Genomic DNA, 21,283 nt, shown 5'->3' on the forward strand with positions numbered 1-21,283 from the left:
TTCAAAAGGGCAAATCGCCTTCTTCCAGCGGTCGGCGTGAGTGATGTCGCACTGATAAGATGACAACGCCCTTGCCTGTGATGGTGAAAAGAATGCGAAACTGGCCCCGACGTTTGCGGAAGAGCAACTGGCGGATCTCCACAGGAAATCTTCGGCTTTCCGGGGCCAGGCGATGGCGTTGTGGTTCTTCAGCCAGAGATTCCACCTTGGAGATCAGCTCTTCCCGCCAGCGCTCGGCTGAGAGAGGGGCGCGGGATTTGATCCAAAGATAGACATCCTCCAGCTCCTGCTGCGCGTGCGCTGTGTAGGCGACATCGAAGCTCATAATTTACGCAACCGCTGGTGCACGGCCTTGGCGGGGATTGTTTTGCCTGCGGCCATCTGCTTGAGGCTCACTTGGATTGACTTGATCGCTGCGAGTTCCTCCAGCGCCTCGTTCAACTTCTCATACGTCTTGCGTCCCAGAAGCACTGCCTCAGCCCGCCCATTGACAGTAAGTACTTCTGGCCGCCCGGTTTTGTTCACGCGACTCAGGTGAGTCTTGGCGTTGCGTTGAAAGTCTGTCAGTGGGTGGATGTCTTCGAGCTGGAACATGCGCAGGAGTAAGCATGGAATTCCATGCGAATCCAGCGCGCATTCCGTCAAGCGAGTTGGCCAATCACCTTCGTCACGCGATCCATCTCGGCTTCGGTGTTGTAGAAATGCGGGCTGAAGCGCAGCAGCGGTTGCCCGGCGCGGTTGTGGCGCAGGGAGGTGGCGATGTGGTGCTCGGCGAGGTGCTTGGAGATGTCTTCGAGCGACCGTGACAGATGCTGGATCGTGGTGATGCCGGAAGCGTGGATGCTTTTCGGGTCAGGGCCGAGGAAGGTGAACCCCTGCGGTGCCAGACCGGCATGCAGACGGGCTTTGAGCTTCAAGAGCTGGGCGCTGATGGCTTCGAGGCCGACTTCCTGGATCAAGTCGATGCCAGCCTTCATGCCCAGGATGCCGGAGATGTTGAGCGCGCCGGGTTCATAGCGACGTCCGCCGCGTTCGAAGGCGATTTCCTCCTGCGCGATGAAGTTCGGGCTGCGCACGTTCCAGGAACCGAGCAGGCTGGGCCGCAGCATGTCCTGCAGCTCTTCCCGCACGTAAAAAATGCCCGCACTCATCGGTCCGAGCATCCATTTGTGCGAGTCGGCGGAGAGGAAATCGACATGATCGACGCGGGTCTCGAATGCGCCGACGGTTTGAATGGCATCGAGGCAGAACAACACGCCGCGTTCGCGCAGCATGCGGCCGATGCGGTCGATTTCGATCCGGTAGCCGCTCAAAAAGTGGCAGGAGGCGAGTGCGACGAGCTTCGTTCTCGGCGTGAGCGCCGCTTCGACAAGTTGGGGCGTGATTTCGCCGGGAGACTTCGGTTGAAGACGCTTCAAGACAACGCCGTGGCGTTCGAGATCGCTCCACGGATACACATTCGCGGGATAGTCATCGAGATAGCTGACGACTTCATCGCCGGGCTGCCACGGCAGGCCGTTGGCGACGAGACTCAAACCGACGGAAGTCGGGCCGATGAGCGCAATCTCGCTGGCCTTGGCACCGATGAGCTTCGCGGCGACGACGCGTGTCTCATTCACCGCACGCCAGGCTTCAGGATACTCCTGCATGCGCAGGCAACTTTGCTCCAGGTAATCCTGCATCGTGCGTGCGACACGTCGTGGCAGGATGGTGACGCCGGCGTGGGCCAGGAAGAGGCTGTCTTTGATCACCGGGAACTCCTGCTGGCGCAGAGATTCGTCGGAGAGAAGGGCGTCGAGAGTGAGCATGGCGGCAAAATGACGAATGTGGAATGACGAATGCCGAATGATTACGAATTGCCAGACTCATTCGTCATTCCGTCATTCGGAATTCGTCAATCTGGGTGCCTAGGCGACCTTCAGCGTCTTGGCTCCCTCATCGATGAGGTGCCAGAAGTTCTTTGACTGGCTGAGTGCCTCGTCTTCGCCGCCGCCAGGGAGGTTGCTGCGGAAGAGGAAGTCCGTGAGCGTGTTTTTGTGCAGCACGCGATGCACGCGCACATTGCCATCCACGATGGCGAAGTAGATGCGGTGGTCGCCGGCACGGCAGCGGTAGAGCTTCTTGCTGCCGCGTTCGAGCACGCCGTAGCGTTTGGCCAGGATGGCGTCGTCGATGTCCGCCGGCTGTATGTTCAGGGCTTCAAGAAGGTGAAACTGCACCTGGGTGGGCAGTTGGGAGAGCTCGGAGGCGCTGATGTCGTTGAAAACGATCTGGATCACGGCGGTGCGTCGGGTTTAGAGCCTTTTGATGACGTGCTTCTTGCGCACGCCCTCCATCCACTTGTCGATGTTGCCCTTGGATTTCTCCGCGTTGATCAGCTTTTCGATCTCGGCGCGTTTGTCGGCCAGGGAAGGGGCGGTGCCGAGTTTCTTCGCGTCCAGGGCGACGATAATGTAGCTGGCCTCCTGATCGACGATGGGGCTGATGCCGCCGGTCTTCAGCTCCATGGCCGCGTTGGCGATGGCGGGCATCATGTCGGTCTTGGCCATCCAGTCCCAGGAGCCACCGTTCTCAGCACGGCTGTCCTGCGAGTAGGTGCGGGCCGTGGCGGCAAAGTCAGCCCCGCCGACGATCTTCGCACGCAGATCCTGGGCCAGCTTCTTCTGCTTCTCAGCCGTGGAGCCTGCCTCGCCGCTGAATTTCGGAATGGTGATCGTCGAGATCTTGAGCTGGTCGCCCTCGCGCCACTTGTCCACGTTCTTGTTGTAGTACTCCTCGACCTCGCGTGGCGTGGCGGGCGGGTGCTCGCCGGAATTGCGGGCGCGCATGACGTTCATGATGACCATCTTTTCCCGCAGCTCGCGGAACTTCCGCAGGGACATCCCGGTCTTGTTCAGCTCATCCACGAAGGCGTCGCGGTTGCCTTTGAAGCTCTCGCGGATGATGGAGTTGATGTCGTCATCGACGTATTGCGCCTTGATGACGCCGCCGAGCTTCTTGAACTCGGCCAGCAGGATCTCGCGGTCGATCAGGCTTTCGAGCGCGGACTCGCGCAGGATGTTCAGCTCCTTCTCGGCACGGGCCGGGTCGTTCATGAACTGGTAACGGATGATCTGCTCCTGGGCCTTGACCATGTCGCGCACCTCGGACGCCATGATGGGATTGCCATCCACCACGGCGACGATGCGGTTGGAGTAGGTCTGGGCCGTGACGCTGGTGCATAAGGCGGCGGCAAAAAGGACGGGCAGGCAGGAGCGCAGGGAAATCATGACACGGGGAAGCGCCATCCTATGGCTCAGGGGCCTTGTGGCAAGATGAAGTTGACCTCTTGCTGCCGTGGTTTGCAGCTTCGCCTTGCGTCGTCGCCGCTCCGCTTTCTACTCTGCGCCTCCAATCGCCGACCCCTCCCCAGCCATGAGCAAGAAAGCCGCCGCCAAAAAGCCTGCGAAAGCCGCGAAAGCAGCCAAACCCGCCAAGTCAGTCGCCAAAGCCTCCACCACCTCCTCGAAGAGTCTGCTCGTCGAGAATCGCGTGTTCAAGCCGGACGCGGGTTTTGTGAAGAAGGCCCGCATCAACTCGATGGCGCAGTACAAGGCGATGCACGTCGAGTCGCTCAAGAATCCGGACAAGTTCTTCGGTCGCGAGGCGAAGGAACTCACCTGGAGCAAGCCGTTCACCAAAGTGCTCGATTGGAAGTGCCCGAACGCGAAGTGGTTCACCGGCGGCAAGCTCAACGTCAGCGAGAACTGCCTCGACCGTCATCTCAACGGCCCGCGCAAAACGAAGGCCGCGCTCATTTGGGAAGGCGAGCCCGGCGAGAAGCGCGTCTATACCTACCAGCAGCTTCATCGCGAGGTCTGCCGCTTTGCCAACGTGCTGAAGCGTCACAAGGTGAAGAAAGGTGACCGCGTCATCATCTACATGCCGATGATCCCGGAGGCTGCGATTGCCATGCTGGCCTGCACACGCATCGGCGCCGTTCACAGCGTCATTTTCGGCGGTTTCAGCGCGGAATCGATCAAGGACCGCGTGCTCGACAGCGGTGCCTCGATCATCATCACCGCCGATGGTGGCTACCGTCGCGGTGCGGTGGTGCCTTTGAAGAAAAACGTCGATGACGCCCTCAAGGCCAAAGACACGCCAGTGAAGACCGTGGTGGTGTTTAAGCGCACCGGCCAGGACATCCACATCGAGGAAGGCCGCGACGTGTGGTGGCATCGCGAACTCGAATACGTCGATGCGAAGTGCCCGGCGGTGGCACTCGATTCCGAGGCGGATCTGTTCATTCTCTACACCAGCGGCAGCACCGGCAAGCCGAAGGGCATCCTGCACAGCACTGCGGGCTACCTGCTGCATGCGCAGATGACCTGCAAATACGTCTTCGACCTCCGCGACGACGATGTGTACTGGTGCACCGCCGACATCGGCTGGGTCACCGGCCACAGCTACATCGTCTATGGCCCGCTGGCTCTCGGCGCGACCTGCCTCATGTATGAAGGCGCGCCAAACTGGCCGGAGAACGACCGCTTCTGGAAGATCATCGAAGAATACGCCGTCACCGTTTTCTACACCGCGCCGACTGCGATCCGCGCCTTCATGAAATGGGGCGACGAATGGCTCAAGAAGCACGATTTGAGCAGCCTGCGCCTCCTTGGCACCGTCGGCGAGCCGATCAATCCCGAAGCGTGGATGTGGTATCACCACAAAGTCGGCGGCGGCAAATGCCCCATCGTCGATACCTGGTGGCAGACCGAAACCGGCGGCCACATGATCACGCCGATCCCCGGCGCGGTGCCCACGAAACCCGGCACCGCCACGCTGCCCTTCTTCGGGGTCGATGTCGGCATCGTCGATGACCTCGGCAACGAAGTCGGCACGAATGAGCAGGGCAAGCTCGTCATCAAGAAGCCCTGGCCGTCCATGCTGCGCGGCATCTGGGGCGACAAGAAGCGCTACCAGGAAACCTACTGGAGCGACTTCAAAGGCTGGTACTTCGCTGGCGACGGAGCGCGTCGCGACAAAGACGGCTACATCTGGATCATCGGCCGCATCGACGACGTGCTGAACGTCGCCGGACATCGCCTCGGCACCGCCGAAGTCGAGAGCGCCCTCGTTTCGCATCCAAGCGTCGCCGAAGCCGCCGTCGTGGGCCGCCCGGATGAACTCAAAGGCCAGGGCGTCGTCTGCTTTGTCACCGTCAAAGAAGGCATCAAAACCGGCCGCGACCTCAGCGAAGAGCTCAAGAAGCACGTCCGCAAAGTCATCGGCCCCGTCGCCACACCGGATGAGGTCCGCTTTGCCGCAGCGCTGCCCAAAACTCGCTCCGGCAAGATCATGCGCCGCCTCCTCAAGCAAATCGCCGCCGGCGAAACGCTCAAAGGCGACACCACAACGCTCGAAGATATCAACGTCATCGCCGCGCTCTCCGCGGCGAGCGGCGAGGATTGATCCGCGCCCTGCCGCAGCATCACGGAGCAGCCAGTCATGAGTGCTTTGATCTCCAAGGCACTCGTGAACGGGTGTTGCGGCTCCTTTCCCGGGAGCCGCTGCAGTGGGTGAGGTTTTCGTTCGTCACTGCCGGCAAAGCTTGCCTTCCGACGCGCCCGCGTGGCAAGGTTGGCTCCCATGAGCACCGTCGCAGACGATTTCCTCACCTGGGCCACCGATTCCTCACGCACTTTGGAGGAGCGCTTCGGCATCCTGCGACTCGTCGAGTGTGTTTACTCCAGGTACTACCGGGGGCCGGACAAACGCCCCGTCAATTACGAGGCCGAACGGCACCGGCTGGAAGACCGCCGCTACAATGCCGTCTTCGAACCCGTCTGGGACGATGAGGATCTTCGTCTCGCGGCCGGCCTCCTGCCCCAGGTGCTGGAGATTGACCTGCATCAATACAGCAACGACCGGCCCCTGCGGGATCTGGGCTTCCTGCGCTTCGTCCCTCATCTCACGTCGCTGAAATTGGCCCAGATCGAGGTCGAATCCCTCGACATCCTGCGCCATCTGCCTGCGCTGCGCAGCTTTCAGGCGTTGCTCATGGACCGCGTGGAAGACTACAGCGCCCTGGCGTCCTGCCGGGAGCTGACAGCGCTGCATGTGCAGGGCCAGCACCCCTGGCCGGTCTTCAGCGGGCTGGAGAGCTTGCCGCTCCTGGAAGACGTTGCCTGGCATCTGCCGTTGCGTGCCTTCACGGAGATCCCGCGTCTGCCGGCCGTGAAACGGCTCGATCTCAGTTGTTGGAACTCCGATTCCCTCGTTGGGTGCCTGCGGGACTTTCACCAGCTCCCGGAGATGCCCTTGCTCGAGCATTTTTGGGGCGGCGGCTTCTACCGGCTCGAGGGTATCGAGCGCTTCCCCCGCCTCCGCACCGCCCGCATCAGCGGTTTCTTCCGCACGCTGGCCCCCATCGCCCGCATGCCCGCGCTCACCCACCTGCGCATCGTGTGCGACGAACTGCGGGACATTGCTGCCGCCGCTGTCATGCCCCGGCTGCACCAGTTCGTCCTCCGCAGCATCCGTCCGCAGGACTGGACGCCCCTCATGGAGTCCACCACCCTCCGCGAGGTCCTCACCGACGGCTGCGAGACACCGCAGCCCGACTTCGACACCCTCCAGATCGTCCTGCCATCCCGCGACGATGTCTTCGCCGTTTCCACACCCCGCCCCCTGCCTCTCCTGCGTCTCTTCAGCTTTGATCGGCAGTGCAAAGACCGTTCCCTCGTTCCACCGGACGACGGCTTTCCAGACGGGCCGGCTGGCTGGGATGGCTGCCATTTCATGCGCCAGTCCGAGGAATGGTGGTTCACCGACCTGCTGAGGGAGTCGCTTCGCGAGGCCGGCCTGCTCAAGCTCCCGGGCGTGCGTGTCGGTTTTGGCAGCCGGCGGCGGGACCGCCCTTCCACGGCCACCCACGGCAAACCGGTGATCGCCTACCGTCACATCACGCTCCGCCTGCTCCGGACCGAGGCCATCAGCCATCTGCGGGACTTGGTGAAGGCCGCGCGCACAGCCCTCTCCCGCACCCGCTTTCCCTGGCAGGTCAATCTCATCCTCAACGCTGAGGTCGATGCCGACGAGTGGGACGAAGACTGGCGGGACAGCGACGACTCGCCCCAGGAGCGTGCCATGGAGCATCTGCGGGACGAACAACAGCGTGAACGCGAGCAGGAGCGCCTCCGCCTCTTCCTGGCCGATCAGCACCGGCTGGCCCTCCTCCAGGAGCAGGGGACCACGCCCGCTCCCGGAGACATCGGGCCCCGCCGTCTGCCTCCCGCCAGACCTCTTCCGCCCGTCTTTCAGCCCCCAGCCGAGCCAGGGAGCCCTGGGCAGCAGGACGATGACGATGAGGCATTCTCCTCCGACGACAACGAGGGTGGCATTGCGGAGGCCGAACCCGGCCAGGACGATGGTGAGGATGAATCGTGGCTCCCGCAGGTCGAACTCAGCGACCCCAACTTCCGCTGGAACCAACTGACGCTCTTCCTGACGCTCACCGAAGACGCCCTCTGGTGCCCCACCCATCGCGGTGACATCGAGGCGGCCAGCTACCTGATGGATCTGCCCATCAAGCAGCCCCCCGGTTCCGGCTCCGCACCGGCGTGATCCGGCAGTTGACCGATTTTACACTCCTGCCACACAGGTCACAGACTGCGGCGGCACGTCAGGTAGCTCGAAATTCCGATTCCGAGGCAGGAACATCGCGGAATTCAGGTCGCCGCAGTTCAGTCCGAACCGTGAGGAGACTGGCAACTCCTCCGCGTTCAATCCGGCAAACAACGGACATGGATGCTCCATGGCGATATGAGCTCGGTCCCAAAGGCGAAGATGCAGGACCTGCAAAGTCAAGATGCTAGGTGGCGACACATGGTTCCGTTTCACAAACGAATCCAAATAAACTCCCTCACCCTGTTCACGCTCGCTCTTTTCACCAGCCTCGCCATGGCCCAACAACCCGACGCGGGCAAAGCAGCGAAGAAGGGCAGGGGAAAAGCCAAGACCTCCTCCGCGGAACTGGCGAAGCGGATGACGACGTGGTTTACGGAGTTCGACCACACGCCGGACATTGTTTACAAGACCGTGGGTGATCAAAAGCTGCAGCTCGATCTGCTCACGCCGAAGGGACTCCAAACTGAAGCCGCGCCGCTGCTGGTTTACATCCACGGTGGCGGCTGGGGAGGTGGGGATCGCTACCGCTGTGCTCGACCCGACATCAGCGGCGTTTTCAAGCGTTGCGCGGCGGCGGGCATTCTCTGCGCGACGATCGAGTATCGGCTGAACTCGCCCAAGGCCACCGCGTTTGACAGCGCCACGGATTGCAAAGACGCGCTGCGCTTCCTCGTGAAGAACGCGAAGCAGTATCGCATCAACCCCGAGCGCATCGGCACCATCGGCGGCTCCGCAGGCGGGCATCTCTCGCTCGTCACCGCGCTCGGTGATCCGAAAGACTTCCCCGGCGATCCTGCGCTCGCGGGCTTTGATCCGAAGTCGCTGCGGTGCGAGATCGCGCACTATCCGGCCACCGACTTCACCGACGTGAAGCTCGCCGAGCGCTTCGTCGGCTCGAATCGCGCCGTGCTCATGTTTGGCGGCCCAGCCGATCAAAAAGCCGATGTCATCCGCCTGCTCAGCCCCGTTCAGCTCATCAAAAAGGACTCCACACCGGTGCTCTGCTTCCACGGCGACAAAGACACCGTGCTGTCCGTTGAAAACGCCCGCCGTCTTTTCGCCAAAGGCAAGGAAGTCGGTGCTGACATCCAATACATCGAGGTCAAAGACGGCAGTCACGGCTTCGGTTCCAAGGGAACACCCAGCATCGATGAGATCGTCACTTTGGCCTCCGACTTCGTCATTTCCAAGCTCACCAAGTAACTATGATCCGCACCGCACTCTTCATCGCCCTCCTCGCCAACACCACCGCTCTCGCGCAACGCGTCACCACACCCGCCGGGCCACCTGCGACGCTGAAGGCCGAGTTTGACCTCGTGTATGGTAAAACGCCCGAACAGGAGCTGAAGCTCGACGTTTACCGCCCGAAGAGCGACGCCGTGCTGCCCGCGTGCGTGCTCGTGCATGGCGGTGGCTGGACCGGTGGCGACAAGGAACGCTTTCGTGCGCTCGGCTTCGCGCTCGCGGAGAAAGGCTATGTCGTCGCGAACGTCGAATACCGGCTCGCCGGTGCGGCGAAGTATCCGGCGGCCGTGCAGGATTGCAGCCTCGCCGTGCGCTGGGTGCGGGCGAACGCGGCGCGCTTTGGCCTCGATCCGAAGCTCATCGGTGCGTGGGGTGGCAGCGCGGGCGGGCATCTCGTCGGCCTGCTTGCCGCCGCGCCGCAGCATGAGCGCTTCCTCACCGCCGAGCTGAAGGACGTCTCTGCCGCCGTGCAGGCCACCTGCATCATGGCCGGCCCCACCGACCTCACGAGCGCCACCTTCGTCGAGTCGCTGCGCAAGGCGAAGGAGAAGAGCAACAGCTACACCTGGTTCGGCAAGCTCTACGACGACGCGCCTGACCTCTACCGCGACGCCTCACCCCTCACCCACTTCACCAAGACCGCCAGCCCCATCCTCTTTCTCACCGGCGACCTCGACAACCCCGCCCGCGACCAAGCTGCCATCGAAAAACTGAAAACACTCGGCGTGCCCACGAGACAAACCATCCTCAAAGACGCCAAACACGGCTGCTGGATGCAGAAGCCGTGGTTTGAGCCGTGTGTGAACGCAGTGGATGGGTGGTTTAAGGAGCACTTGAAGTAGTGTTTGGCTGCTGCCCGTCGAATAGTCGTGGCGCATTCTCCTCCCCTTCTTGAACCCGATCTTCTGAAAAATCACCATGCCCAACGCCAAAGCCTTCGCCGCCTCCAGCGCCACCTCGCCGCTCGCTCTTTCCAACATCCCGCGCCGTGAACCGACGGATCGCGATGTGGAGATCGACATTCTTTACTGCGGCGTCTGCCATTCCGACCTGCATCAGGTGCGCAATGAATGGAGCGCGGTGCCTACGACCTATCCCTGCGTGCCAGGGCATGAGATCGTTGGCCGCGTGACGAAGACCGGCTCCGCGGTCACGAAGCATCGCGTGGGCGATGTTGTGGGCGTGGGCTGCCTCGTCGATTCGGATCAAAAGTGCCCGAGCTGCGCCGCGAACCGCGAGCAGTTCTGCCCGCACGCCACTTTCACCTACAACTCGCCCGACAAGCACGGCACCGCGCCGGTGACCTACGGCGGCTATTCGACAAGCATCGTCGTGAATGAGCATTTCACACTCAAGGTGCCAACGAACCTGAACCTCGCCGGAGTCGCGCCATTGCTCTGCCGGCATCACCACCTACTCGCCCATCCGTGGCTGGGGCGATGTGAAGGGTAAAAAGATCGGCGTGATCGGCCTCGGCGGTCTTGGACACATGGGCGTGAAGTTTGCGCATGCCTTCGGCGCTCATACGGTCGTGCTCACCACCTCCGCGGGCAAAAAAGACGACGCTTTGCGCCTCGGCGCCGACGAGGTCGTCATCACCCGCGACGCGAACGAGATGCAAAAGCACGCCGGCAGCTTCGACTTCATCCTCGACACCGTCTCCGCCGATCACGACATCAACGCCTACCTGGACCTCCTCGTCACCGACGGCACGCTCACGCTCGTCGGCCTGCCGAGCAATCCGCTCTCCGTGGCGGCGTTTGGCCTGTTGCTCGGCCGCAAACGCCTCGCTGGATCGCTCATCGGCGGCATCGCCGAGACGCAGGAGATGCTCGACTTCTGCGGTGCGAATCAAATCGTCTCCGACGTCGAAATCATCGCCATCCAGCAGATCAACGAGGCCTACGAGCGCCTGCTCAAGTCCGATGTGAAGTATCGCTTCTCCATCGACATGGCCTCGCTGAAGAACGGGTGATTGCTGAAAGTGTTTCGTGAGTGTGGATTCGCAAAGAGCGAGTGTGGATGTTCGTTCTTCCATTCATGCGCATTCACATTGTTTTGTCGTTGTTCTTCACCGCCTCGCTCCACGCCGCTGATTTCCACGGCTGGGCCTGCGAGAGTCCGCGCGATGAAATCAGGCCGCAGTTCAGCAGCAGCGGCGAAAACACGCTCATCATCACCCACGACGCGCGCGAGGGCCTCGACGGCTGGTTTCAAAAGAGCTTCGAGGTGAAGGGCGGCACGTTTTATCGCTTCGAGGCACGGCGAAGAACCACCGGCGTCACGAACCTGCGCCAGAGCTGCCTCGTGCGTGTGTTGTGGCAGGACGAGAAAGGCAACGGCGTGAAGCTCGATGCCGCGCCGGAGTATCTCACGCCCGGTCTGCCCATGCCCAGCGCCGAGCCCGAATATCCCGCCGATGGCCAAACGGATGCCGAGGGCTGGGCCACCGTCAGCGGCGTGTATCGCGCCCCGTCAAAGGCCGCGAAAGCCATCGTCGAGCTGCATCTGCAATGGGCACCCGGAGGTCGCGTCGAGTGGCGCGGAGCCCATCTCGCGACCACCGAGCCTCCCGCGCCGCGCAAGGTGCGCCTCGCCACCATCCATCACAAACCCAACGGCAAATCACCGCGCGAAAACTGCGCCGAGTTTGCCCCGCTGCTCACCGAGGCCGCGCAAAAGCACGCCGACCTCGTCGTGCTCGGCGAGACGGTGCCCACCGCTTCGGCAGAGGTGAAGTCATTGAAGATCCAAGAAACCGCCGAGCCCATCCCCGGCCCCTCCACCACCTACTTCGCCGGACTCGCCAAACAGCACCGGCTGCACGTCGTGCTCAGCCTTTACGAGCGAGACGCCCATCTCATCTACAACACAGCCGTGCTCCTCGGCCCCGATGGCACCTTGATCGGCAAGTATCGCAAAGTCTCCCTCCCGCCCGGCGAAGCCGCGAAAGGCATCGCCCCCGGCAAAGACTATCCCGTCTTCGACACCGCCTTTGGCAAAGTCGGCATGATGGTCTGCTACGACGGCTTCTTCCCCGAGGTCGCCCGCGAACTCACGAAGAACGGCGCGGAAGTCATCGCATGGCCCGTCTGGGGCTGCAATCCGCTCCTCGCCCAGGCCCGCGCCTGCGAAAATCATGTCTTCGTCATCAGCAGCACCTTCATGAAACCCGACGACGGCTGGATGTATTCCGCCATCTACGACCAAGGCGGCCGCCCCCTCGCCAAAGGCGAGCAATGGGGCACCGTCGTCGTCACCGAAGTCGATCTCAACCAACCCTACTACGGCCCCTACAACCTCGGCGACTTCCATTCGATGATCGCGCGGCATCGCCCGCCGGTGCCGACGGGGAAGTGAGGAATGTGCGTCCTTTCCCACAGGATGGATCGGTTTGAATGTGTCCTTCGGAAAAGGACACTTCCCCCAAGCTCAAACGCTACCTCCGCTTCCACGCCGACCGCGATTTTGACAAAATCATTCGCTGGCTAACTCACACAAAGAAGTCAGATCAGGCAGTAGAGCCGAGTAAAACGAGACAGATGACCGCAGGTCACCCGAAGGGCAGCGAAGCGCCTCCCTTGCGGATGGAGCACTATAATCAAGTGCGTAGAGGAACATTCAATCTGCATGACTTTGGCACGGTGATTGCCATCGCATTTGGTGCCGAGTCTACGTTCTCTATGATCTCGTTTCTCGAAGAGTATGGCTTTTCCTGCAAACCAACCAGTTAATGAATCACTTGCTCCATCAGAAAATCGGCATTCTGAACAAACGTCCCTCGTCACCATCATCATGAAGGTTCCGGACCACTTCGCCAGGAGCGAACTCGTGAACAGTGTCATCAGCATTGCGTGGCAATTCGTGCTGAATAGCGCTCAGGATGTATTGAATGCCAAAGTCACCACATAGCCGTTGCACCAGCTTTAGGAGGGCGATCTTCTTTCGGTCGTCTTCGCCTTCTAGGGCTCCATCGTGGTAGATGAAATGGTAGAATCGATTGCCTGCGTATTCGGTGAGAATCGCCAAATCAAAAGCCATGCAGAGCAGCTTTTTGAAGGTTGTGCCGTCAGCCTCGCTGCTAAACTCCCCGGTGCCGCTCGTCTGCTTGACCTCGACGTGGAAGTCGAGGTTGCCCAGTTCGTTCTGTTTCACGAATAGCACGGCGGGAACGTGAAGGAACTCGTCGGCGATCTTTTGGAAGCGTTCTCTAATGGAACGGTATCGCGCAGAGGGCGGGTGAATGCGTTTCTTGATTTCGCTGGTGAGTCGATCTGATTCCTGCTGAGCTAACAGAGCTTTTTCTTGCAATTGAGCCATCTCTTCCACGCGGGCCAAGTGCTGCCGAAGCTGACCGAGACTTTCCTCCGAGCGAACCAGTTCCATCTGGAGGGTCTTGAAACGCTGAAGTGATTCCTGATTCTTGAACACCTCAAGGTATCGCTGTCGCTGATCGGAGAGCGCTTTGTGGGTTTCTGATTCCTTTGCGAGTGCCGTCTCCAGAGACTTGATGCGCTGCTTCAAGTATTTGTTTCTCTCGCTGGCCAGTTTGCGATTAAACTCAACCAGCTCCTCATACGACTTCACCAAGAGGTCGGGCAGCACCAAGGCACACTCGTCATAGGTGCTCTTAATCTCACTGAGATTGAACTCAAGGGGGCTGGCTAAGCCGTCCTTTGCCGCCTGGAGATCTCTTTTTGCGTAATAGACTTTTTGCTCGGACTCCCTGAGTCCGGCCTCCACGTTTTTCACTAGGTCATCGGAGACCTCCATCTCCATATCATGAAAAGAGAACTCTTGAAGCTGTAATGCCTTTCTCTGAATGGCCGACTCTGAGAGGCTAATCTCGGCTGAAAGGCGGTCACCATCGCTTTCCGTGTATCCACTATTACCTCTTAGAATCTTTGCCGCTTCCTGGCTGCCTTCGGCGACCCGATCCGATTCATACTTGGCGAGAATCATGTCTCCTGGTAGCCCAAGCAAATCCGCCATGTATGGCTTCCAATAAATGTCAGCGCTGCGTTGAAACTTCTCCACGCGGAAGACATCCCGGTAGTCGTTCTGAGTTCGCAGGAAGTATGACAGCCCTTTGCGGTAGTCCCATCCCGGAAACGCATCGAAGGCAAGCCAGCCATTCAGAATGTCCTTGGCCTTCCCGATCGGGATATTCCAGTGGTCCCACGCCTCTTCCTCAGCAGCTAGAAGAGGCGCGGAATCATCCAATTGGCCGTGTGATTTAAGGGCAATTTTTGTGTCACCCTTGGCCGCGCGGCGAATCGTGGCGTGTGTCTTTCCGTCCGGCAGGAGAATTTCGAGGAAGAAAACGAAGCTTTCAAAGCGCTCTTGATGCTTCCGCATGAAGAAGTCTCCTTCGACCTCTTTGAGCAACATGAAATCGAGAAGGCGAGTCAGCAACGTCTTGCCAAGGTTATGGTCGCTCTTGGTTCCATCTTCAGGAACCCGGACTTCGGCAAGAATGACGTTCAGTCCAGGCCCGAACGGAATCTCGGGGAATATCTCCTTCTCGTTGGCGTAGATCCGAACAAGCTTCATGAGGCCACGCCTCCATCGTTTTGAAGGTTAGTGCGAGCGGCTTCAATGTATTCAATGCGATCAGCTTGCGGATGGTATTCAATCCGACCGACAAGGAACAAGAAATTGATAGACGGCAGGAAGTTAACGTCCGCGTCAGGCCCCATGGATCTGGCCAGCCGATCCCGCAACTTCGCGACAGATGCGACTCTCTCGCGGCGCAAGTAGCTCAACAACTCGGCACCCGCACGGAGGACGCAGAGGTTTAGATCAAGATGTTTCTCCGGTGTGATCATGGCTTCTCTTCCGGGGTTCGGCGACCAAGGTCGCAGTGGCAATACATGTAGTGCAAGAATGCGTAAATCAGCGCATCCTGACCGGCCAGTGCTCCCCTTGCTTGAAGACGATCAAATATGTCGTCGAAGATCTTCTCAAAGGCACCAAACTCATTGCGATGAGCCTCATACTTGTTTTTGAACTGCCGAGCTATGTTGGTGTAGCGCTTTCGCCACTCCTGATTCCTCGGGTTGATCAGGAATGCCCGGATCGCCTTAAACTGCGGCATGTCATCAACGACACTCGATTGAAAATACTCCTCACTCAGGTTGTTGATCTCATTCTTTGCCTTCAGCGCTGGAGCTGCAAATTCAGGGTCATTAGTCGCAGTCGTTAGCTCGGCGAACAAATCGACGTTCGAGTCGAAAAACAGGATGAGCTTTTCCAGGTCTTGCGGGTGGATCACTACCGCAGGTCCGCTCATGATCTCTACAGGCCAGGTTTCTTTGAGAACAAGACGACAGAGATGGTGCTCGCTGGTGAAGTAATCACGATCCACTCCCTGCGTCTTGGTGAGCCAGACGGCGTAGGCTTCTTGGCCGGGTAGATCGTCTGCCGTCGGATCAGCTGGGTGTTCGGGTTTGAAATGGGCTGTCGCTTTGGCGTGATCAAACCCAAAATAAATGCTCAAGCGCCTTTTGTAATAACGCGCAAAATGGACTTCCCACTGCGTGTATGTCGCCTTGGCTATTCCAGCAGGCAGGACATGTGCCCACTTGGCAGCCGCTGCCTCTGGAGGGTAAGAACCACTGCGCTGTCCAACAAGAGCGATAACCGCGTCTGCTGTGCGGACATACTGCTCAAGCTTGTCCAACGTGGTTTCGGTGTTTTCCTCCTGACGGAAATCAATCTGAACCTTTCCGATGACGCCTTTGCTTCGCAAGTCGGCTGCCAGCGCCTCAGAGACACGGCCATACTCACCTGTCACCCGGCTGATGAAGATGTGAAATGGACGGTGTTGCTCCGAGGAACCCATGACGGACATCGTGAAGTTTTAGGGAGCAAATTGCAAGGTTGATGTGGACTGTTCTTGATCGGTGTAGGCGCGGGTCTTGCCGACGCCGCCCATGCCGTGGATGGCGGCAGGACGAGCCTGAATGACGAAATCCGAATGACGAATGTCGAAGGGAATGCTGCTGCTCTGTGAGGTGGTGGGCGTCCCTCCGAGGACGGTGATGTCAAACTCGGTGAGGTTCGGGCTGGGTTGAGAAAGCGGTGCTGCGCGGGATGCTTTCCAGACGGGGATGGGATGGCAAAAACATGGGTGGCAAAAGATGGATTCGATTTTTAGCCGCCCATCTTTTTGCCAGACGATCAGTGAACCAATGCTGCCAAGGAAACACTGAACAATGCCACACCGCGAGAGATCAGGATGGCGCGAGAGAATCAGTTCGGAAGGCTCTCTCTAGCGCCTTCATGGTCTCTCGCGGTGCAACCTGATTTTAATCAGCGTCTCCCTAATGCTCGGCCAACAGGCCCTTCACACTGAATGACTGGCAGGCAAGAACCTCACGAGGCGGTTCTTTGCCGAAAAGATCACCAAACCCGCATCTGAAGCAGCGTTGATTCTCATATTGCCCATGACCTCCCTCCGCCACCTCCCGCTTCTCCTGCTCCCCACGCTCGCTCTCGGCTGGGGTGGCACGGAGCATTCGCAGATCACGGCGGAGGCGGTGCGGATGATGCCGGAGGAAGTGGCGACGATCATCGCGCCGGAGTCTGGGGCGTTGACGCACATCTACTGCGAGTTTCCGGACCAGAACTGGCCGGCTTACGGGCAGTGGGGCGATGGGAATGCGGAGCCGTATCTGCCGCGGTTTGCGGACACGCGGCGGGAGTGGGACATCTCGTTTTACTGCGGGTGGAATCCGGTCACGCGGGAGGGCACGGGCTATCCGCACAGCACGCCGCAGGCGTATGAGGCGGTGCCGAAGTATTTCCTCCGTGCGGTGGAGGCGCTGAAAGCCGGACGGCTTGAGGACGGCGCGCGGTTTCTCGGCGTGGCGATGCATTACATCGAGGACAGCGCGGCCTTCGGGCATTTGCAGGCCGTGCATCGCAGCTTTCACTGGGACACGAAGTCGCCGCTGAACGCGGGCGACTACTCACCGCAACAACTCGGCGACACGCCGGAGCAGGCCGCTGAACAACTCGTCGCCCGCATGAAGGCGATGGTCGAGATCACCGAAAAGGCTGTGGACCCGATTTTGACGAAACTGGGCATGCCCATGACCGAGGTGAAGCGGCGGTCGAAAGACGATCCGTATCCGAAAGAGGCCGTGCGTGCCGTTTTGACCGCCAAACACGAGTTCGCAGCCGAAATGGACGCCGCGGCCCGCACGAGCGCGAGCGCCGCCGCGCACGTCTGCGCGGACATGCTGTTCACCGCGCTGAGTTTTGCCCCGAAACCCTTCCCGCAGCCGAAACCGAACGCCACGGGCGTGAACCTCGTCTTCAATCCGTCGTTTGAACAAGCGGGCGATGAAAACGCGGAAGGCTGGTGCATCGGCTGGCTCGATCTGAACGACAAAACGGGGCGTGCCGAGTGGTATCGCGCCGGAACGCACTGGGACAAGCCGGTGAAGCAAGGCGCTCGCTCCGCGATGGTGCTCTGGGCACCGGAGAAAGGCATCCAGTGGCGTCAGACTTGGCGCAACGCTTTGCGCGTGAACCCCGGCGAGGTCTATCGCGCCAGCGCGTGGGTGAAAAGCCGCACGGAGAAAGGCCGAAGCCATCTCACGCTCGAACTCAGCGACACGCACTACCACACCATCGCCCAGCCGATCAGCAATGAAGCCGAAGGCAAAGGCGACTGGACGGAGCTGAAGCTCGAAACCACCATCCCGCCCGACGCCCGCTGGCTCCGCGTCATCCTCCATTCGAATGCGGACGGAGCGGCGTGGTTCGACGAGGTGAGTGTGGAACGGGTGAGGTGAGGGACGCCCGGACGCTCGATGAACTCAGCGGCCGAGGTCTTCGAGATCGAGTCGGAGTTCCGGCGAGAGGGCGCGGGCATGCGACAGCGACTGGCGCACCTGCTGATCACGCATGGAGGCAGGACGCGTGTCATCTGGCAGCACGGTGGCGGCGATGGCGGTGGCGAGGTAGTGATTGGCGGCACGGATGGCCTGGAGGAGGTTTTCGGCCTCGCTGGCAGGCAATTCGCAGGAGGGAAAGCGCGGCTCGGGGAAGCGCCGGCCGGCCCAGTTGAGGAAACGCACGCCGTAGAGCCCCTGCTCACGTGCGTGAACGGCCGGGCCGAGGAAGGCGAAGAGAGGATGGTCGTCCGTGATGAAGGGGGAACTGCCAAAATGGGGACTGGCTGTGCGCAGATCACCGAGGAGGAGCATCTGGGCATGGCGGCCGGATTTGAGAAAGGGGGAGCGGTCGATGAGGCCTGCAGCTTCGATCCGGTGCTGGAGTTCGGAGGCGGACACATTCATGGGCCGTGTGGAGCCGAGGAGGCCGGCCACCGGCTGCATGGGATCAAACGAGGCACGCAGAAGAACGGCGTGCGGGAAGACTTGGAGAAAGGTGCGGGTCACGAGATCCGCAGTGGCGGCGCTGTGCTGGTAGCAGGGCAGCCAGAGGCAGAAGACGCCGTTGTCGGCGAGCCTGGAGCGGGCGAGTTCAAAGAGTTCGCGCGAGTAGAGGTGCGACGTGGCCTCTTCCGCCGGGAAGAAGAGGTCGCTGATGATGGCGTCGTAGGAGCTGGCGGCGCGGGCGAGCACCTGGCGTCCGTCATCCGTGATGACGTGTGCCCGCGGATCGCTGAAGAGGCGTGAATTCCAGGTGGAGAAGTGTTCGCGCGCAGCCGACACGACTTCGGGCACGAGTTCCACGGCGTCGAGGTGGCGGACGGGAAAGTCGAGCACCGCGTCCGCGGAAATGCCGGCGGCCATGCCGATGGTGAGGACGCGCTCCGGCCGCGGGCAGAGCAGCAGTGGCGCCCAGCTCTGATGCTGCTGGGATGCCAGCGCACGTCCGGTGCCGCTGAGGCGCTGGCGGCTGTTGAGGAGGATCTGGCGCGAGCCGTCTTTCTCCACGACACTGACCGGGCCGTATGCGCCGCAGCGGCTGTCGATCAGATTCAGATCGGGTGTGACGCCGGGCGGCGGTGACGGCATGGCGGTGAGCCACAATCCGCCTGCGATCAGCGTGATGGCCCATGACAGACGAGGACGAAGCACCAGGAGCGCGATCAGGGCATAGCCCCAGGCGACCGCGTGGGTGGCCGTGGCGAGGCTGGTGCAAGGCAGAATCACATGCAGCAAGAGCAGGCCGCCCGCCGCGGCACCGAGCTTGTTGCCGGCCAGCGCCAGCCCCAGGGTGCGGCCTTCGCCACGCACGCTGTGACCCAGCAGTTCCCAGGCGAGCGGAAAGATGCCGCCGAGGCAAAACACCAGCGGCAGCGCTGGCAGGCAGAAGCCGAGCACCTCCAGGCACTGGCCCAGGGGCGTGGTGGCCGTCAGTGGCGGTGGCTCCAGGCTCCAGCGTCGGCCAAACCAGGGCAGAAGAAGGAGCCACACCGCACCAGCGGCGGCAAAACGACGCATCAACACGCGCAGAGACACACCACGCCGCCGCAGGGCGCCGACGGCCAGCGCCCCCAGGCCGAGTCCGGCGATAAAGACCGCCAGAACGCCGCTCATGGCGAAGAGGGAGCCCTCGAGCACTTGCCGTGTCCAAAGCAGCAGCAGGGCCTGCGCTGCGAGTGAGAGCAAGCCGGAGGCAACAAGGCAGAACCACCCGAAGAGGCCTCCGCCTGGCTGTGCGGGCCGCGGCTTTGCTGACAAAGAGGCGGGAAGCGGTGCTTTGACACTCATGGCGAGACCACCGGCGATGAACTGCACCGCCGCCGCCACGAGAAAGGTGCCGAGAATGCCCAGGTGCCATGGCAGCAGCACGCCACCCGTGATCACGCCGAGCGTGGCTCCGAGCAGATTGACTCCATAAAAGGCAGAGCCTGATGCCGCACGCTCCGCAGGTGTGGCGACAAATGATTCCGCGAGGCAGGGAAAAGCCACGCCAGCACACAGCGAGGCCGGACCTGCGAGCAGGAGCGCCACGCAGAGGTGAAGCCATGTTCCTTGCGGCCAGTGAGCCAGATGAGGCCACAGTCCGCGGCAGAGCAGCAGGCTGAGCACCGCAGTGATCGCAGCCAGCATTTCAAAGCGTGCATAAAGCCGCAGCGGAGCCGTTCCGGGCCTCAGCAGTCGTGCGCCGAGCAGATTCCCGCCTGCCGCCGCCGCGAAAAAGACGGTGGTCACGAGCGTGGCGGCTGTGACCGTGCTGCCAGCCCACAGCGCCATCTCCCGCATCCACACCAGCTCGAATGTCAGGGTGCTGAAGCCAGACAGGCCCCACAGCGCCAGCATGCGGCGGCGAAGCGGAATCGAATGGGTGAGGCTGGAGGGCATGTCTGTCGGCTGGGAGCGGTCAACGAGCAGCGCAGGTGGCACCGGCATGCCAGGTGCCTTGAATGAGCGTGAGGCGTGGGACGGCGGGCAGCCCCTTGCGTCCTTGCTCGATGGCTGCGGCGAGGGTCTCGATCAGCGTGGCGGCGATGATGTCCTCCCGCTGCCAGATGCCGGTGTTTTGATGATGGGGGTTCACTCCCTGCCACGCGAGGCCGATGTCCTGCGGCACGCGCAGTCCGGCCGATTCGGCCAATTCCTTCATGCCGCGCACCTGGGACACCATGCAGTCCACGCGGTGTTTTTTGATCCAGCGGGCCATCTGCCGGCCCGAGGCGGGGCTGAGATCGGGCAGCAGGCAGGCGGGGATGTCCGTGAGAGCCGGATGACTGAGCACGAAGCGGCGCTGGGCGGCGCTCAGGGACCAGTTCATGGCCTGCTCGATGTCCGCGAGGGTGCAGATGCCGATCCGCCGATAGCCGAGACCGACGAGTTCATCGAACAGCGTGCCGCAGTTCGCGGTGTCGTCCCCGTCCACACTGTCCAGGGTGGCAGGGGACTGCATGCTGCCGCTGTGAACGACGGCAAACTTGGACCAGTTGAAGGCCCAGTCGGAGAGCTGGAAGCTGGATTTAAACTGCTGAATGACGAAGCCCTGGATGCCCGCGGCGTGCAGGCGACGGCTGATCCTGCCCGCCTGATCCGGCTGGACAGCGGAGTGGCACTCCAGCTTGTATCCGAGCTCCTCAGCACGGCGCACTGCGGGGTCCCAGTAGAGCGCGTGGGCCCTCGCCTCCTGGGGCAGGGAAAGGTCGTGATCCGTGAGCCAGGCGAGCGTCCCCTGGTAGGCACGTTGCTTCGTGGCACGCACGTGGCTCATCAGCTGCGAGAGCTTCGGATCGCGGCGGTAGCCGAGCCTGGCGGCGGCGCGTGCCACGCTCTTTTTCACCGTGTCAGTGATGCGCGGGTCGTTGCGCAGGGCGCGGGAGACGGTGGAGGCGGAGAGTCCGAGATGGACGGCCACATCACGGAGCGTGCAGGATGGCTTGGGAAGCATGGGAAGGCACGCAGACTGAACGCGGCCCGCG

17 protein-coding genes and 1 pseudogene are annotated in these 21,283 nt (G+C 61.4%); 8 read left to right on the forward strand and 10 right to left on the reverse strand.

Annotated elements, in window-relative coordinates; all coding sequences use genetic code 11:
- Window position 1 precedes the first annotated feature (1 nt).
- From IAE77_RS27525 to IAE77_RS27545, 5 genes are all read right to left on the reverse strand, one after another.
- Window positions 2-325, reverse strand: a complete 324-nt coding sequence (locus tag IAE77_RS27525; RefSeq protein ID WP_294233936.1) for a type II toxin-antitoxin system RelE/ParE family toxin — start codon at window positions 323-325, stop codon at window positions 2-4.
- Window positions 322-594: a type II toxin-antitoxin system Phd/YefM family antitoxin gene (locus tag IAE77_RS27530; protein ID WP_294233940.1), complete on the reverse strand. Its 273-nt coding sequence runs from the start codon at window positions 592-594 to the stop codon at window positions 322-324. The genes IAE77_RS27525 and IAE77_RS27530 overlap by 4 nt, the downstream gene beginning before the upstream one ends.
- Before the next feature lie 47 nt (window positions 595-641).
- The gene (locus IAE77_RS27535) at window positions 642-1,808 is read right to left on the reverse strand and encodes an aminotransferase class V-fold PLP-dependent enzyme (protein ID WP_294233943.1); all 1,167 of its coding nucleotides are present in this window, start codon (window positions 1,806-1,808) and stop codon (window positions 642-644) included.
- Window positions 1,809-1,907: 99 nt separating this feature from the next.
- Window positions 1,908-2,279 carry a hypothetical protein gene (locus IAE77_RS27540; protein WP_294233946.1) on the reverse strand — a complete coding sequence of 124 codons (372 nt, stop codon included), beginning with the start codon at window positions 2,277-2,279 and terminating at the stop codon, window positions 1,908-1,910.
- Between the two features lie 15 nt (window positions 2,280-2,294).
- Window positions 2,295-3,269 carry a peptidylprolyl isomerase gene (locus IAE77_RS27545; RefSeq protein ID WP_294233949.1) on the reverse strand — a complete coding sequence of 325 codons (975 nt, stop codon included), beginning with the start codon at window positions 3,267-3,269 and terminating at the stop codon, window positions 2,295-2,297.
- Between the two features lie 145 nt (window positions 3,270-3,414).
- On the opposite strand from IAE77_RS27545, the gene acs reads away from it, so the two are divergent.
- The 7 genes and pseudogenes from acs to IAE77_RS27585 all read left to right on the forward strand — a co-directional run bounded on the left by acs (window position 3,415) and on the right by IAE77_RS27585 (window position 12,644).
- Entirely contained in the window at window positions 3,415-5,448 is a 2,034-nt protein-coding gene (acs, locus tag IAE77_RS27550) for an acetate--CoA ligase (RefSeq protein WP_294233951.1), read from the forward strand.
- A 177-nt stretch (window positions 5,449-5,625) separates the two neighbouring features.
- Window positions 5,626-7,602 carry a hypothetical protein gene (locus tag IAE77_RS27555; RefSeq protein ID WP_294233954.1) on the forward strand — a complete coding sequence of 659 codons (1,977 nt, stop codon included), beginning with the start codon at window positions 5,626-5,628 and terminating at the stop codon, window positions 7,600-7,602.
- A gap of 336 nt (window positions 7,603-7,938) precedes the next feature.
- Window positions 7,939-8,868 carry an alpha/beta hydrolase gene (locus IAE77_RS27560; RefSeq protein WP_294233960.1) on the forward strand — a complete coding sequence of 310 codons (930 nt, stop codon included), beginning with the start codon at window positions 7,939-7,941 and terminating at the stop codon, window positions 8,866-8,868.
- 2 nt (window positions 8,869-8,870) lie between these two features.
- Window positions 8,871-9,752, forward strand: a complete 882-nt coding sequence (locus tag IAE77_RS27565) for an alpha/beta hydrolase (RefSeq protein ID WP_294233963.1) — start codon at window positions 8,871-8,873, stop codon at window positions 9,750-9,752.
- Window positions 9,753-9,828: 76 nt separating this feature from the next.
- A pseudogene (locus tag IAE77_RS31000) lies at window positions 9,829-10,885 on the forward strand (NAD(P)-dependent alcohol dehydrogenase).
- Between the two features lie 65 nt (window positions 10,886-10,950).
- Complete coding sequence (locus IAE77_RS27580) at window positions 10,951-12,270, forward strand: carbon-nitrogen hydrolase family protein (RefSeq protein ID WP_294233971.1); 1,320 nt, start codon at window positions 10,951-10,953, stop codon at window positions 12,268-12,270.
- Between the two features lie 38 nt (window positions 12,271-12,308).
- The gene (locus IAE77_RS27585) at window positions 12,309-12,644 is read left to right on the forward strand and encodes a hypothetical protein (RefSeq protein ID WP_294233973.1); all 336 of its coding nucleotides are present in this window, start codon (window positions 12,309-12,311) and stop codon (window positions 12,642-12,644) included.
- Between the two features lie 16 nt (window positions 12,645-12,660).
- Here the strand turns inward: IAE77_RS27585 and IAE77_RS27590 are convergent, their stop codons facing one another.
- The 3 genes from IAE77_RS27590 to IAE77_RS27600 are packed head-to-tail and all read right to left on the reverse strand — an operon-like array spanning window position 12,661 to window position 15,754.
- Window positions 12,661-14,463 (reverse strand): DUF2326 domain-containing protein, encoded by a 1,803-nt coding sequence (locus IAE77_RS27590; protein WP_294233975.1) that lies wholly within the window; start codon window positions 14,461-14,463, stop codon window positions 12,661-12,663.
- Window positions 14,460-14,738: an ABC-three component system middle component 8 gene (locus tag IAE77_RS27595; RefSeq protein ID WP_294233978.1), complete on the reverse strand. Its 279-nt coding sequence runs from the start codon at window positions 14,736-14,738 to the stop codon at window positions 14,460-14,462. The genes IAE77_RS27590 and IAE77_RS27595 overlap by 4 nt, the downstream gene beginning before the upstream one ends.
- Complete coding sequence (locus IAE77_RS27600; protein ID WP_294233981.1) at window positions 14,735-15,754, reverse strand: ABC-three component system protein; 1,020 nt, start codon at window positions 15,752-15,754, stop codon at window positions 14,735-14,737. The genes IAE77_RS27595 and IAE77_RS27600 overlap by 4 nt, the downstream gene beginning before the upstream one ends.
- A gap of 604 nt (window positions 15,755-16,358) precedes the next feature.
- Between IAE77_RS27600 and IAE77_RS27605 the strand changes: the two genes are divergently transcribed.
- Window positions 16,359-17,714 carry a carbohydrate binding domain-containing protein gene (locus IAE77_RS27605; protein ID WP_294233984.1) on the forward strand — a complete coding sequence of 452 codons (1,356 nt, stop codon included), beginning with the start codon at window positions 16,359-16,361 and terminating at the stop codon, window positions 17,712-17,714.
- A 24-nt stretch (window positions 17,715-17,738) separates the two neighbouring features.
- Here IAE77_RS27605 and IAE77_RS27610 read toward each other — a convergent pair whose 3' ends face one another.
- On the reverse strand, window positions 17,739-20,246 hold the full coding sequence (locus tag IAE77_RS27610) for a fused MFS/spermidine synthase (RefSeq protein WP_294233985.1): 2,508 nt from the start codon (window positions 20,244-20,246) through the stop codon (window positions 17,739-17,741).
- Entirely contained in the window at window positions 20,218-21,252 is a 1,035-nt protein-coding gene (locus IAE77_RS27615) for a LacI family DNA-binding transcriptional regulator (RefSeq protein ID WP_294233988.1), read from the reverse strand. The genes IAE77_RS27610 and IAE77_RS27615 overlap by 29 nt, the downstream gene beginning before the upstream one ends.
- Between the last annotated feature and the right edge of the window lie 31 nt (window positions 21,253-21,283).

This window comes from Prosthecobacter sp. (genome assembly GCF_014879935.1).
Taxonomy (GTDB): domain Bacteria; phylum Verrucomicrobiota; class Verrucomicrobiia; order Verrucomicrobiales; family Verrucomicrobiaceae; genus Prosthecobacter.